Origin of the sequence: Stutzerimonas stutzeri, from assembly GCF_024448985.1 — a bacterium.
Taxonomy (GTDB): domain Bacteria; phylum Pseudomonadota; class Gammaproteobacteria; order Pseudomonadales; family Pseudomonadaceae; genus Stutzerimonas; species Stutzerimonas stutzeri_AP.
This window is the reverse complement of sequence record NZ_JAMOII010000007.1, coordinates 127,429-142,289: the sequence shown is the minus strand read 5'-3', so window position 1 is coordinate 142,289 and position 14,861 is coordinate 127,429. Positions and strand designations below refer to the sequence as shown.

Below are 14,861 nucleotides of genomic sequence, written 5' to 3'. Positions count from 1 at the left end.
TGTTGAATTGAAGTCTCGCTTCGCCACGCTGGTTTTGAAAATCGTCGTGCTTGATGAGCCGCATAGATCGGCTCTATTCGTGTCGACGAGCTTGCCGCAAGCCGTCTATTCCGGCCGTTTCGGAAATAAAAACCAGACTTTGGTCGGGTGGTGTTCGGTCTGTCGGGCCCTAAAGTAGCCGCCCCGCCTCATCAGTGGCGGTGATCGTGTGGAGACAGTAAATGAGCAACGAAAATATCTATCGGCAGATCTATGCCAATCCGCGTTTCCAGGAACTGGTCGCAAAGCGCGGCCGCTTCGCCTGGCTGCTATCGGCCGTCATGCTGGGCGCATATCTCGCCTTCATCCTGCTGATCGCCTTCGAGCCAGCGATCCTCGGCGTGCCGCTTGCCGCCGATACTGTCACTACCTGGGGTATTCCGGTGGGCGTCGGTGTGATCTTCATGGCGTTCATCCTCACTGGCGTTTATGTCCAGCGTGCCAATGGCGAATTCGATCGCATCAACCAGGAAATCCTCAACGAGGCTCAGCAAAAATGATTGTGCGTCCATTGCTGGCAGCCGCTCTGCTGCTCGCCTCGCCCTTGCTGATGGCCGACGCCCTGACCGGCGAAGTGCAGAAGCAGGGCGTCAACTACACAGCGATTGCCATGTTCGTTGCGTTCATCGTGTTCACCATGGGTATCACCAAGTGGGCCGCCAAACGCAACACATCCACCTCCGATTACTACACCGCCGGCGGCAGCATCACCGGCTTCCAGAACGGCTTGGCGATTGCCGGTGACTTCATGTCGGCGGCGTCTTTCCTGGGCATTTCTGCGCTGGTTTACACCAGTGGCTACGATGGTTTGATCTACTCCATCGGCTTCCTGGTCGGCTGGCCCATCATTCTTTTCCTGATGGCCGAACGCCTGCGAAATCTGGGCAAGTTCACCTTTTCCGACGTGGCGTCCTACCGTCTCGGCCAAACCCAGATTCGCATTCTCTCCGCGTTCGGTTCGCTAATCGTGGTGGCCTTCTACCTGATCGCGCAAATGGTCGGTGCCGGCAAGCTGATCCAGCTGTTGTTCGGCCTCGACTATTACGTCGCGGTTGTTCTGGTAGGCGTACTGATGGTCATGTATGTGTTGTTCGGCGGCATGCTGGCGACCACCTGGGTGCAGATCATCAAGGCGGTTCTGCTGCTCTCCGGCGCCAGCTTCATGGCGATCATGGTGATGAAAGCGGTTAACTTCGATTTCGGCAGCCTGTTCGCCGAGGCCGTGAGTATTCACGAGAAGGGCGCAGCGATCATGAGCCCTGGCGGATTGGTTTCGGACCCGATCTCCGCAATCTCTCTCGGCCTGGCGCTGATGTTTGGTACCGCTGGTCTGCCGCATATCCTGATGCGCTTTTTCACCGTCGCCGACGCCAAGGAAGCGCGCAAGAGCGTGTTCTACGCCACCGGTTTTATCGGCTACTTCTACATCCTGACCTTCATCATCGGTTTCGGCGCGATCCTGCTGGTCAGCACCAACCCCGAATTCAAGGACGCCGCGGGCGCCATCGTCGGCGGCACCAACATGGTAGCCATCCACTTGGCCAACGCCGTTGGCGGCAATCTGTTCCTTGGCTTCATCTCCGCTGTAGCTTTCGCGACCATTCTCGCGGTCGTGGCCGGCCTAACCCTGGCGGGCGCCTCGGCGGTTTCCCATGACCTTTATGCCTGCGTGATCAAGAAGGGCAAGGCGAAGGAAGAAGATGAAATGCGCGTCACCAAGATCACCACTCTGACTCTGGGCGTCGTGGCGATTCTGCTGGGCATCATCTTCGAGAAGCAGAACATCGCGTTCATGGTGGGTCTGGCGTTCTCGATCGCGGCCAGCTGCAACTTCCCGGTACTGTTCCTTTCCATGTACTGGAAAGGTCTTAGCACCCGCGGAGCGCTGGTCGGTGGCTCGCTGGGGCTGCTTACTGCGCTGGTGCTGACCATCATCAGTCCGACCGTATGGGTCGATGTGTTCGGCTATGCCGAGGCTATCTTCCCCTACAAGTATCCAGCGCTGTTCTCGATGATCGTCGCGTTCGTGGGGATCTGGTTCTTCTCGATCACTGATAAGTCCAAGTCAGCAGGTCTCGAACGCGAGCGTTTCTTCTCGCAGTTCGTACGGTCGCAGACCGGTCTGGGTTCCAGTGGTGCAGTTGCTCACTGATAGCTGATCGAGCATTGAACGAAGGGCAGCCAAGGGCTGCCCTTCGTCGTTTCGGTACGGGCAAAAGAGCTCTGGCTGGCTATCGGCCGCGTCAATCGGACTCGGAACATGCTCGTCATTCAGCATTTCGATAGAGGCCGGTGCGCGCCTCGGCTTTCGCTAGACTCGTTGCAACTCAACGAACAAGAAGGCAACAACGATGCAGAACCGCATGATGGTCACGGGTGCCGGTTCCGGCCTGGGTCGTGAAATCGCCCTGCGCTGGGCGCGTGAGGGCTGGCAGTTGGCGCTCTCCGACGTCAACGAGGCTGGTCTGGCAGAGACTCTAAAAATGGTGCGCGAAGTGGGAGGGGACGGTTTCACCCAGCGCTGCGACGTGCGCGACTACAGTCAGCTGACTGCACTGGCGCAGGCTTGCGAGAGCAAGCTCGGCGGTATCGACGTGGTGGTCAACAATGCCGGTGTTGCGTCCGGCGGTTTCTTCGAGGAGTTGTCACTGGAGGATTGGGACTGGCAAATCGCAATCAACCTGATGGGCGTGGTCAAGGGCTGCAAGGCGTTCCTGCCGCTGGTGCAGAAGAGCCGCGGCAAGATCATCAACATCGCCTCCATGGCCGCGCTGATGCAGGCGCCAGGCATGAGCAACTACAACGTGGCCAAGGCCGGCGTGGTGGCGTTGTCGGAAAGTCTGCTGGTCGAACTGAAGCAGCAGGAAGTGGGCGTTCATGTGGTCTGTCCGTCGTTCTTCCAGACCAACTTGATGGATTCCTATCGCGGGCCGACGCCGAACATGAAGGCGCAGATCAGCAAGCTACTCGAAGCATCGCCGATCACAGCCGCGGATATCGCCGACTATATGTATCGGCAGGTCGCAGAAGGCGTGTTTATGATTCTGCCGCACGATGAAGGACGCATGGCCTGGAAGATCAAGCAGCAGAACCCGCAGGCCATCTATGATGAGATGGCTGCGCTGGCGGAGAAGAAGCGTAACAAGAGCAGAACCTGACCATCTGGTCCGTTTTGCTTGCCGTGATCTGGGGTCGGGAGTAGGGTTGCCGGTCCGATCCCAGTCCGACCCATGGATTCACTTGTGAAAAACCCATCCCGCTGGCTGCTCATGCTGGCTCTGGTGCTCGCCGCCATCAATCTTCGCCCCGGAATCACATCCTTCGCTCCCTTGATCGAACGCATCGCCGAGGAGCTGAACCTCAGCCGCGGCCTGATCAGCCTGACCACGGCCTTGCCGGTTCTCTTGATGGGGCTGCTGGCTCCCCTCGCGCCGCGTCTGGCCATGCGTTTCGGGCTTGAGCGCACCATTGCTCTGTGTCTGGGCGTCATCGGTGTGGCGTTGGTGCTGCGTCTGTTCGGCGAGAGTGCCGCAGTATTGATCGGTACGGCGGCGATGGTCGGCGCCGGCATCGCGGTTGCAGGGCCGCTGCTGTCGGGTTTCATCAAGCGTCATTTTCTCGATCGCATGGGCAAAACCGCAGCCTTCTATTCACTGAGCATGGCCGTGGGCGGCACCATTGGCGTTGTGCTGACGGCGCCTGCGACGCAATTGCTGGACCAGCGCTGGACTTTGGGCCTGTCGCTCTGGGCCATTCCAGCCGTGTTGGCGCTGGCGCTGTGGTGGCGGTTGCCGAGCCAGCCGGAAGCGGCCGTCGAGCGCCAGGCCGGGTTGCCTTGGAGCGAGCCGCGGGCCTGGTTGGTGAGTATCTATTTCGCGCTACAGGCGGGGCTGTTTTACGCCCTGGCCACCTGGTTGGTGGCGCGCTATCACGAAGCCGGTTTCAGCGTCCTGCAAAGCAACGCGTTCTTCAGTGGCTTCATGCTGATTGGCTTGCCCAGCTCGTTTGCCATGCCCTGGCTCGCTCAGCGCTTCGGCAATCGGCACCTGCTGATGTCGGGTTGTGGGTTACTGGCGACGGTCTGTCTGTTGATCATCGCCTGGGTTCCGCAGGTCCAGCCGCTGGTGGTCTGCATGCTATTGGGTGTGGCTTTGAACGGCACTTTTTCCATGTCGCTGGTGCTGCCGATGTACGAAGCAAGCACGCCGCTGGCGGTGAGTCGCCTGACTGCGATGATGCTCTGCACCGGTTACTGCCTGGCCTGCTTCACGCCCGTGCTGACCGGACTGGGGCGTGACCTCGCCGGCGACTACCGCTGGCCGTTCCTGGTGCTGGCCGGCATGTCCGCCGTGATGTGCGTCCTTGCCTTGCGTCTGGCTCCACGGCGCGATCTGGCTGCGGCTACGGTGAGCTGAGACTCGAATCTCGCGACGAGGTGTGGTCTACGTCACCCCTACATCGAATGAGGATGCGTTGCCGTTAGTGGATGCTGGAACGCCGGATGGATTTGGTTAACATGTCGGGCTTTCGTCTGGAGTGTCCTTGTGGAGCCGGAATCCATCGTCTACGGCAGCATCCGTGACTGGCCATCGGTCGACGCCGAGCAGCGTCGCCTTCGCCGCGCCGTCAATCGCCGGGCGCTGGACAACCTGCCGCAAGGCGAAGGCTGGCCCTTCATCGGGCGGGAAATGTTTTCCTGCTGCACGGATGAAGGCGTCTATCAGACCCAGGTCATTCATTTCGGCGCCAGCTATCGCGCGGTCGAGTACGAGTGGGCGTTATGGGTACGCAACTTCGAGGCGCTGCTCGGCGAACTCTACTGGACCAGCGCGGTGGTCCATCTGGAAACCGAACTTAACGGTACGCACACCTTCCGCTGGGAAACCGAAAGCGGCACGCACAGCCCTCATCAACGCGATTTGCGGATGCGTTGCGCCTGGGAGCGTGACGGCGGTGTGCTGGGCTGATCCCGGCTCGCTGGTTGTCGCGACGGCCCTTGATTCGAAGACCGTAGGACTGAACTTGTTCGGCCTTGGCCGCGCTGTAGCCGAATGAATTAGGCCCCACAGGTTGGCTTGGGAGTCTGTCTAGTCCTCCAGCCACTCCTTTGGCACGTCGCTTCTGAGCGCCAGCTGACACTGTTGGTGGTCGGCATCGAACACGATCACCGCCGTACCCTTGCTCAACGCCCGGCGTACCCGTTCGACACGGGTTTGCAGCGGCGTCTCGTCGCCATTGTCGGTGCCCTCGCGGGTCACGAAGTCCTCGATGAGGCGGGTCAGGGTGTCGGGTTCGAGTTGGTCGTAAGGAATGAGCATGGAGTCGGATCAGATTGGATGGTCGGGTTCGGTGATCGGCTCGTTGAGAAAGCGATCCAGGCAAGCATACAGCTGCTCACTCTCCAGCGGCTTACCGATGAAGTCGTTCATCCCTGCGTCGCGGCCTTGCTGGCGATGATCGTCGAGGACATGAGCGGTAAGTGCGATGATCGGCACTTCCTCCAAGCCCTGTTCGGCCTCGATACGGCGGATCTGCCGGCTTGCCTCGAAGCCGTCCAGTTCCGGCATCTCGCAGTCCATCAGGATCAATTGAATGGCGGAAGGGTTCTCGCGGTAGGTCGTTACGGCGAGGCGTCCGTTCTCGACGATCAGCACTTCGTAACCGCGTTTGCGCAGTAGACCCGACACCACCATCTGGCTGACCGGATTGTCTTCGGCAATGAGGACACGCGAGCACGGTTTCGTCTCGTTTACGTGGGGCGCGACCGCCTCGATCGCAGGGTTCGTGGGCTGGTAGAGCCGATGTAGCGCCTCGCGTAGCGGGCCGAGTGGGAGCGGCAATGACAGGTTGACCAGCCGGAGCGCGGGCGCCAGAACCGGATACTCGCTCTGCGGTGGGTAGAGAAACATGACCCGCTGGTTCGGCTCGAGCTGGTTGCTCAGCGTCGCCAGCCAATCCCGCGGCTTGCCGGGCCATGGCGCTATCACGACCACCAACGGTGCGACGGCATGGTCGTCGAGGTAGCGGGACAGCCGTTGCGGCTCTTCGCAGCGCAGTACACGCATGCCCCAGCGCATGAGCAAATTGCTCATGGCATCGAGCCCATGGGCGTCCTGGGACGCGATCACCGCGGTTCGACCTTCGAGCAGGGCGGTGAGCGGGTCATGGTTGTCGCCGACATCGCACAGTGCAATGTCGAAGCTGAAGCGGCTGCCCTGGCCAGGTGCGCTCTGCACATCGATCTGGCCGCCCATCATTTCCACCAGCTCCTTGCTGATTACCAGCCCCAGGCCGCTTCCACCGTAGCGCCGGGTAGTGCTCGAATCGGCCTGCGCGAAAGAAACGAACAGTTGCGAGAGCACTTCGGTGCGCATGCCGATGCCGCTATCGGTCACCGAAAATACCAGCCGTCGTGCATCGGTCGGGCCTTGGGCTTCTACCTCGAGCATGACGCAGCCACTCTCGGTGAACTTCAGTGCGTTGTTCAGCAGGTTCATCAATACCTGCTTGAGCCGGGTTGGATCACCTCGTACTCGCCTGGGTACGCCAGGGGAGAGGCCGACGTGCAGCCGGAGTTTCTTGTCCAGCGCTTGGGCCGTGAACAGGCTGATGGTTTCTGATATCAGCGCTTCCAGATCGTATTCGATGTCTTCGAGGACCAGCTTGCCAGCGCCGATCCGTGCATAGTCCAGGATGTCGTTAATCACTGACATCAACGAGGAACTGGAACTGGCGATGGTGTCGAGATAGAAGCGCTGTTTGCGATCCAGCGAGGTGCCGCGCAACAGCTGCAGCATGCCGATTACGCCGTTGAGTGGGGTGCGGATCTCGTGACTCATCTTTGCCAGAAAGCGGCTTTTCGCCTGATTCTCGCTTTCGGCCCGCGCGGCGGCCTGGCGAGACCGAAAGCCTTCTTCCTTGAGCAGATTGATTCGGTCGGCCAGGCCGATGGACAACGTGATCAGCTCGAAGGCGATGCCGACCTTGACCACCGAGGAGCCGTACAGACCGAACAGGTTGAAGCCCAGGGACCCGGCGGTGACGATCGCGAAGGTCGCCAGCAACACGCCCCAGGCCAGGGTGTAATAGAGACCATAGCGAACACCGCGGCGCCAGACGAACGCTCCGGTCAGCAACAGGCCGATTGAGGAGCCGATCACCATGACGCTGGACAGGATGCTCCAGGTTCGCATGTCGAGCACCAGCCCGGACAGGAGCGCTCCAAGTGACGCCACGAGCGCCACACGCAGCGTGAGGTCGAGCCTCGGAAAGTACTCGCGGGTATGCAGAAAGTGGCGACTGAACTGGATCGAGACCAGGCAGTGGCTGAGCATCAGCGCATAGATGCCCTGGGTGACGAAGCCGCCGTCACCGCTCAGCCATTTGACCAGCATGCCGTCGAAGCTGAGCGTGAACAGCCCGACGTTGAGGTTGTAGACCAGGTACCAGAAGTAGGCCGGCTCGCGAAGCGACAGAAACAGGAAGAAGTTGTAGCAGAACATCGCGAAAAGCACGCCGTAGAAGGCTCCGGCGAGGCCCATTGTCTCTTCGGCTGCGGCTGCGTTCGCTGCATAGCTACTGAAGTAAAGCGGGACATACAGCGTGCTGGTGCTCTGCACGCGCAGGAGCAGCGTCGATGTGCCGGGCTGCAGATCGACCGGGAACCAGAAATTGCTGACCTTGACCGCTCGCTCACTGAAAGGGTGACTATCGCCGGATTGCTGTCGGCTTATGCTGCCATCGGGATGCCGCAGATACAGGTCGATGTGGTCGAGTAGGGGGTAGTTGATTTCGAAGAAGCCGCCGATGGACTCGCTCAGCTGGTTGTCAAGTTCTACCCGAAACCACCATGCGGCGCTGTTCTTGCCCTTGTTGGGGTGGATGCCGGTGACCGGTTCGAAAGTCTTGTCCGCCAGCTCGAACACTTCGGCGACGTCCAGCTCTGCGGCCGGATCGCGCAGGAAATAGGTCCAGTTGCCAAGCGGTTGGCGGAATTCGTCCGAGCCCACTGGGACCGGGGTGGAAGCCCAGACCTGGGCAGACAGGCAGAACAGGAAGATGGCCAGGCAAAGACGCGGCAGCATGTAGGGACCCGGAGTGGTGCAAGTCGCAGCGGATCAAGCGAAGCAGTCCAATCGCGAACAGTGCGCGGTTTATACGCAAATGGCAAAACCAGCATTGTCCGGCTGGTTTGCAGATCCATGAATATCAGTGGCTTGCGACTTTGCCCGTATCGCCGATTCATCGCAATTGGCAAACGCCTCAACTTGGCGGCACATCATGAAACCCGGACGTCAATCGTCGGTTCGCTTGTCGAGAATCGAGTCGACTGGCGGTACTCGTGTGTCATTTTCCATCTGGGTCTCGTGTTCGAGCTGATGACTGAAACTTTCCAGAGTCCCTTGGCCGCTGTGGGCGTCGCTGGCGAAGACGGGCGGACTGAGCAGATAGCTGCATATCAGACGGCTCATCGCAGCCAGGCTGTCGATATGGGTTCGCTCGTAGCCGTGTGTCGCATCGCAGCCGAACGCGAGCAGCGCGGTGCGGATGTCATGTCCGGCGGCGATCGCCGATTGGGCGTCGCTGTGGTAGTAGCGGAACAGATCGCGGCGCACCGGTATGTCATGGGCTTCGGCTAACCTGATCAGATGCCGAGACAGATGGAAATCGTAAGGCCCGCCGGAATCCTGCATCGCGACCGTGACGGCGTGCTCGCTGGACTCCTGACCCTTGGCGGTCGGAGCGATGTCGATTCCGACGAATTCGCTGACATCCCAAGGTAGCGCGCCCGCAGCACCGGAGCCGGTTTCCTCGGTGATGGTAAATAGCGGATGACAATCGATTGGCAGCTCCTGACCGCTCTCGACCAGCGCCTTCAACGCCGTCAACAGGGCAGCCACTCCAGCCTTGTCATCCAGATGCCGTGCGCTGATGTAGCCACTGTCGGTGAACTCCGGCATCGGATCGAACGCGACGACATCTCCAATATTGATCCCCAGCGCAAGGGTATCGGCGCGGCAGGTGGTATGGGCATCCAGACGCAGCTCGACGTGATCCCAGCTGATCGGCATCTTGTCGACCTCCGTATTGAACGCATGCCCAGACGCGAGCAATGGCAATACGCTGCCGCGAATGACGCCGGTATCGGTAAAGACGCTGACGCGGCTGCCTTCGGCGAAGCGGCTCGACCAGCAGCCGACCGGTGAAAGCCCCAGTCGGCCGGTTGCGTGAATTTCACGAACGCTGGCGCCGATGGTGTCGAGGTGCGCCGCGATGGCGCGGTCCGGACTGTCCTGGCGACCTTTGAGCGTCGCGCGGATGGTGCCGCGACGGGTCAGCTCGAATGGAATCCCGAGCTCCTTCAAGCGTTCGGCGACGTATCGCACGATGGTGTCAGTGAAACCGGTGGGGCTTGGGATGGCCAGCGTTTCCAGCAACACGCGTTGCAGGTAGTTGAGATCGGGCTCTGGAAGTTTTGCAGTCATGGTCATTCCTTGTGGGGCAAAAGGCTGCCGCCATGCGGTTGAATGAATGCGGGTATGGGTGCCGCGGGGGAGCATGGCGCCCCGAGAGGCGGCTGTCCGCCTCTCGGGAATTGCCGTCAGTGAGTGTTATGGCTGAGTGGAAACAGCAGATCGATGAACCGCTCCGCAGTCGGCTGCGGATGATGGTTGGCCAGCCCAACACGCTCGTTCGCCTCGATGAAGACATACTCCGGCTGGTCTGCCGCCGGAACCAACAGATCCAGTCCGACCACTGGGATATCCAGCGCGCGCGCCGCGCGAACGGCGGCATCGATCAGCTCGGGATGCAGCTGATCGGTGACATCCTCGAGCGTACCGCCGGTGTGCAGATTTGCGGTGCGACGGACTGCCAGATGCTGGCCTCGCGGCAGCACGCTGTCGTAGTCGTAACCGGCATCTTCGATGCAACGCTGGGTTTCTTCATCTATCGGGATACGGCTTTCGCCGCCGGTGGCGGCCTGACGTCGGCGGCTCTGGGCTTCGATCAACTCGCGAATGCTATGACTACCGTCGCCGACGACCTCGGCAGGACGGCGGATGGCGGCTGCGACCACTTCATAGCCGATCACCACGATGCGCAGATCGGATCCCGGGTGGTAGCTCTCGAGCAGTACCCGCTGATCGAACTGACGTGCCCGGGCGATGGCTTCCTCGACGTCTTCGATGCGGCGCAGGTCCACCGATACGCCGTGGCCCTGTTCGCCATCGACCGGCTTGACCACCACGCTGCCATGTTCCGCGAGAAACGCCGCATTGCTGTCCTTATCGTTCGCCAGTTGTTGCGCAGGAAGTTTCAAGCCCGCTCGGGCCAGGGTGCGATGGGTCAGGCATTTGTCTTGGCACAGCGTCATGCTCACGGCCGAGGTCAGGTCGGACAGCGACTCGCGGCAGCGTACTTTCCGGCCGCCCTGGGTCAGGGTGAAGAGACCGGCTTCGGCGTCATCGATGTTGATCTCGATGCCGCGTCGCCGGGCCTCGTCGACGATGATGCGGGCGTAGGGATTCAGTTCGGCTTCCGGGCCCGGGCCGAGAAACAGGGACTGGTTAATGGTGTTCTTGCGCTTGACGGTGAAGGTCTGCAGATCGCGGAACCCAAGTTTGGCGTAGAGCGCCTTGGCCTGCTTGTTATCGTGCAGCACGGATAGATCGAGATAGGCCAGACCGCGACCCATGTACTGCTCGATCAGATGGCGAACCAGCGCCTCGCCGACACCGGGACGTGTGCAACTCGGTGCCACCGCCAGACACCAGAGACTTGACCCGTTCTCCGGATCGTTGAATGCAGTGTGATGATTGATGCCCATGACGCTGCCGACGATCTGCCCGGAGTCGTCATCCTCGGCCAGCCAGTAGACCGGCCCACCTTGCTCGCGTGGCGTGCACAGCTCGGGGTTGACCGGCAGCATGCCGCGCGACTGATACAGACAGTTGATTGCCTTCCAGTCCGCCTCGCTCTGCGCACGGCGGATGCCGAAACCGCGAAAGCTGCGGTGGGCAGGGCGGTAGTCAGTGAACCAGATGCGCAAGGTATCGGACGGATCAAGAAACAGTTGCTGCGGTGCATAGGCGAGCACCTGATGGGGCGCGGCGACATAGAGCGCGATATCGCGTTCACCGGCTTGCTCATCCAGCAGGGCTGCGGCCAAGTCAGCCGGATCGGAATAGGTGTGGCCGACCAGAATGCGGCCCCAGCCACAATGCAGCGTGACCGGCCCCTGGGGTTCGCCCTGGCCATCTTCGGCAAAACGGGCCTGCAGCCGCTCGTAGGTGGGTGTCTGGCCGCGCAACAATCGCTGTCCGTAAGCTTGAGACTTCTGCATGGTGTTTTTCCTTGCTTGTCATGACGCTTCGGAACACTGGGCGGAACTGGGTCCGCCTGTGGATCGGGCGTCGTCACGATCGAGTGCTATAGGCCTTGCTCGGTCAACCATAGGTTGACTGCCGCCAACTGCCACAGTTTCGAACCGCGTAGCGGTGTCAGCTGCCCCTCCGGATCGTTGAGCAGCTTCTCTATCATTGCCGGGTTGTACAGGCCGCGATCCTGGCTCGGGTCTGTCAGCAGTTCGCCAACCCAGTTCAGGGTATCGCCCTGCAGATGCTTGAGTCCGGGCACCGGAAAATAGCCCTTTGGTCGATCGATCACTGCTGCGGGGATGACCTTGCGTGCGGCTTCCTTGAGGACGTACTTGCCGCCTTCGGGCAATTTGTATTTCGCCGGAATACGTGCCGACAGCTCCGCTACGTTGTGGTCGAGGAAGGGCACCCGCGCCTCCAGGCCCCAAGCCATGGTCATGTTGTCGACGCGTTTGACCGGATCGTCGACCAGCATCACGGTGCTATCGATGCGCAGCGCTTTGTCCACCGCCGCGTCGGCGCCGGGCTGGGCGAAGTGCTGGCGTACGAAGTCGCCAGAGAAATCACCTTTGGCCCATTGCGCCTGCACCGTGTCGGCATATTCCTCGTAGCTGCGGTCTCGGAAGGCGGCGAGGTAGGCCGCGACGGGGTCCGCGGCGCCATCGACCTGCGGATACCAATGATACCCGGCGAACAGTTCGTCGGCGCCCTGGCCGCTCTGCACCACCTTGCAGTGTTTGGACACTTCGCGCGACAGCAGGTAGAAAGCGATGCAGTCGTGACTGACCATCGGCTCGCTCATGGCCTGGAAGGCGGCGGGCAGTTGTTCGAGGATTTCCTTTTCCTGGATGCGCAGCTGATGATGGCGGGTCTGGTAATGCTCGGCGATCAGGTCGGAATACTTGAACTCGTCGCCACGTTCTCCGCCGGCATCTTCGAATCCGATGGAGAAGGTCAGCAGATTGTCCGCCGCACCGGCTTCACGCAACAGCCCGACCAGCAGGCTGGAATCGACACCTCCGGACAGCAGCACACCCACGTCCACCGCCGCCCGCTGGCGCAGCGCCACCGATTCACGCAGTGCCGCTAGCGTACGGTCCTGCCAGTCCTCGAATGTGTAATTTTGCTCGTCCGCACGAGCGCCGAACTCCAACTGCCACCAGCGATGCTGGCTGCTTTTGCCGTTGGCATCGACGCGCATGAAAGTGCCTGGCGGCAGCTTTTCGATACCGGCGATCAGCGTGTCCGGTGCCGGCACCACCGCGTGAAAACTCATGTAGTGATTGAGCGCCACTGGGTTTAGCACGCCGGCAATGTCGCCGCCCTTGAGTAAGGCCGGGAGGGCAGAGGCGAAGCGAAGACGATCGCCAGTCTTAGACAGATACAGTGGCTTGATGCCCAGACGATCGCGGGCGATGAACAGCTCCTGCCTATCGCGTTGCCAGATGGCGAAGGCGAACATGCCGTTGAGGCGTGGCAGCAAGGCTTCGCCCCAGGCATGGAAGCCCTTGAGCAGGACCTCGGTATCGCCGCCGGAGAAGAAGCTGTAGCCCAGCGCTTCGAGCTCGGCGCGCAATTCGGGGTAGTTGTAGACGGCGCCGTTGAAGACCATCGAAAGGCCCAGCGCGGAATCGATCATCGGCTGGCCTGAGGCCTCGCAGAGATCCATGATTTTCAGCCGTCTATGCCCCATCGCCATCGGGCCGGCACTATGAAAACCGCTCGCATCGGGACCGCGGGCGGTGAGGTGTTGAGTGATGCGTTCAATCGCCGCCAGGTCAGCGGGTCGATTATCGAAACGAAGTTCTCCAGCTATGCCACACATAAGATCCTTACCGGTTTTGCCGTTGGGGAGTGTGACTGACGCGCGGATTGCGAAGTTCAGGTTTTCGGACCAGCGTGCGCCGCTCTGGCGTGCTGCTTGTCGATGCAATCCGCACCGCGCGGATCGCGTCCTGCGGCGTCAGTCGGGCTTTACACCAAAACAGACCAGCGCGCTCAGGTCAAACCTGGCGTGCGAAAGAGCAGGCCGGACGACGCTCCGGTAGGGTGGGCTTCAGCCCACCATCGACGAGGCCGGTGCTTTGCTACGGTCGGCTGAAGTGGAACGCCGCCTTGCCATCCCTCGGTGCTGGTTGACGAAGAGGCTTGACCGCGGCGTAGCTGCCATCTGTGAATCTGGTGAGCTAAAGCACACCCTACGGAGGTAACTCAGCTCGGTAGAGTGGGTTTCAGCTCACCGCACCAAGGCCTAGATACGAAACCCTTCGACGATATGCTCGGCCAGGGTTTCGCTCACCTGCGACTGGCTATGCTCGCTGCGTAGCAGCACGATGCTGCTCAGCGGCAATTCCGGCATCCCCTCGGCCTCGCCCAGCTGGCGCATATCCGACGACACCAGGCTTTGCAGCTGCGCGGTCACTGCCAGCCCGGCGTTGACCACCGCCATCAGCGCCGACAGGCTCGGGCTGGTATAGGCGACTCGATAAGGAATATCCAGGCCGTCCAGGGCGTTGCATGCCCAGGCTCGGCAGAAACAGTTGGTGTTGAACATCGCCAGCGGCATCGGCCGTTGCTCGTGAATATTGAAACCCGGCGCTTCGGCCCAGACGAAGCGCTCACGACGCAGCAACTGGCCGATTTCCGTGCCCGGCTCGCGGGTGACGATGGTCAGGTCCAGATCGCGGCGTTGGAGCAACTGATAGGACGGCTCGCAGTGCACCTCCACCTGCACCAGCGGATAGGCTTGGGCGAAGCGCGAAAGGATGCCGGGCAAAAACCGCATCACATAATCATCCGGCGTGCCGATGCGCACCGATCCAACCATGTGTGGCTCGCGCAATGTAGTCAGCACTTCACCGTGCAGCTTGAGAATCCGCCGCGCATAACCGAGCAGAATCTGCCCCTCCGCCGTAAGCCGAACCTGACGTCCGTCGCGCTCGAACACGGCCCGCTGCAGCACATCTTCTTCCAAACGCTTCATCTGCATGCTGATGGCAGACTGCGTGCGGTTGACGGCTTCGGCCGCTCGGGTGAAACCGCCGTGATCGGCGATGGCAACGAAGCTGCGCAGCAGTTCGGCATCGATACTTGGATAGTGGGCCATTCATCAATCTCCAAGATGAATGTCATCAGAAACATTCGTTGGATTGATCATAATCCTGGCCGGAAACTGACGCCATCCCCATTGAAGGTGCATCAGATGAAAAGCCATGCTGAGTTTTTGAAGGCTTCATATTCGCCCCGCAGCCGTAGTGCGTCGCTTGCCTCATTGCTGCTCACTTATTGGCAGCGGCTCGGTCGCTGGCACGCGTTGTACCGGCAGCGTCGACAGCTCGCCGCACTGAGCGACGAGATGCTCAAGGATCTCGGACTGAGCCGTGCCGATGTCGAAACCGAAGCGAACCGACCGTTTTGGGACGATCCCCTTCGTCGCGATTGATT

General features: G+C 60.8%; 12 protein-coding genes. 6 read left to right on the top strand and 6 right to left on the bottom strand.

The features are described 5' to 3' along the window. Positions 1-221: 221 nt before the first annotated feature. The 5 genes from NA647_RS10920 (at position 222) to NA647_RS10900 (ending at position 5,006) form a co-directional block, all read left to right on the top strand. A complete protein-coding gene (locus NA647_RS10920; RefSeq protein ID WP_256057705.1) occupies positions 222-539 on the top strand; it encodes a DUF485 domain-containing protein in 318 nt (105 codons plus the stop codon). After that, a complete protein-coding gene (locus NA647_RS10915) occupies positions 536-2,191 on the top strand; it encodes a cation acetate symporter (protein WP_256057704.1) in 1,656 nt (551 codons plus the stop codon). The genes NA647_RS10920 and NA647_RS10915 overlap by 4 nt, the downstream gene beginning before the upstream one ends. Before the next feature lie 199 nt (positions 2,192-2,390). Continuing rightward, positions 2,391-3,197, top strand: coding sequence for an SDR family oxidoreductase (locus NA647_RS10910; RefSeq protein ID WP_256057703.1), 807 nt, complete (start codon positions 2,391-2,393; stop codon positions 3,195-3,197). A gap of 111 nt (positions 3,198-3,308) precedes the next feature. Beyond that, complete coding sequence (locus NA647_RS10905) at positions 3,309-4,454, top strand: CynX/NimT family MFS transporter (RefSeq protein ID WP_256057736.1); 1,146 nt, start codon at positions 3,309-3,311, stop codon at positions 4,452-4,454. Positions 4,455-4,583: 129 nt separating this feature from the next. Then, on the top strand, positions 4,584-5,006 hold the full coding sequence (locus tag NA647_RS10900) for a hypothetical protein (protein ID WP_256057702.1): 423 nt from the start codon (positions 4,584-4,586) through the stop codon (positions 5,004-5,006). A gap of 120 nt (positions 5,007-5,126) precedes the next feature. Here NA647_RS10900 and NA647_RS10895 read toward each other — a convergent pair whose 3' ends face one another. The 6 genes from NA647_RS10895 to NA647_RS10870 form a co-directional block, all read right to left on the bottom strand. Next, entirely contained in the window at positions 5,127-5,357 is a 231-nt protein-coding gene (locus NA647_RS10895) for a YheU family protein (RefSeq protein ID WP_256057701.1), read from the bottom strand. Positions 5,358-5,366: 9 nt separating this feature from the next. Continuing rightward, positions 5,367-8,123, bottom strand: a complete 2,757-nt coding sequence (locus NA647_RS10890) for a hybrid sensor histidine kinase/response regulator (protein WP_256057700.1) — start codon at positions 8,121-8,123, stop codon at positions 5,367-5,369. A 210-nt stretch (positions 8,124-8,333) separates the two neighbouring features. Then, entirely contained in the window at positions 8,334-9,524 is a 1,191-nt protein-coding gene (locus NA647_RS10885) for an osmoprotectant NAGGN system M42 family peptidase (protein WP_256057699.1), read from the bottom strand. A gap of 116 nt (positions 9,525-9,640) precedes the next feature. Continuing rightward, entirely contained in the window at positions 9,641-11,383 is a 1,743-nt protein-coding gene (ngg, locus tag NA647_RS10880) for an N-acetylglutaminylglutamine synthetase (protein WP_256057698.1), read from the bottom strand. Between the two features lie 86 nt (positions 11,384-11,469). Continuing rightward, entirely contained in the window at positions 11,470-13,242 is a 1,773-nt protein-coding gene (locus NA647_RS10875; protein WP_256057697.1) for an N-acetylglutaminylglutamine amidotransferase, read from the bottom strand. 426 nt (positions 13,243-13,668) lie between these two features. Further along, entirely contained in the window at positions 13,669-14,523 is an 855-nt protein-coding gene (locus NA647_RS10870) for a LysR substrate-binding domain-containing protein (RefSeq protein ID WP_256057696.1), read from the bottom strand. A 96-nt stretch (positions 14,524-14,619) separates the two neighbouring features. On the opposite strand from NA647_RS10870, the gene NA647_RS10865 reads away from it, so the two are divergent. Continuing rightward, positions 14,620-14,859, top strand: coding sequence for a DUF1127 domain-containing protein (locus tag NA647_RS10865; protein WP_336604953.1), 240 nt, complete (start codon positions 14,620-14,622; stop codon positions 14,857-14,859). Positions 14,860-14,861: the final 2 nt, after the last annotated feature.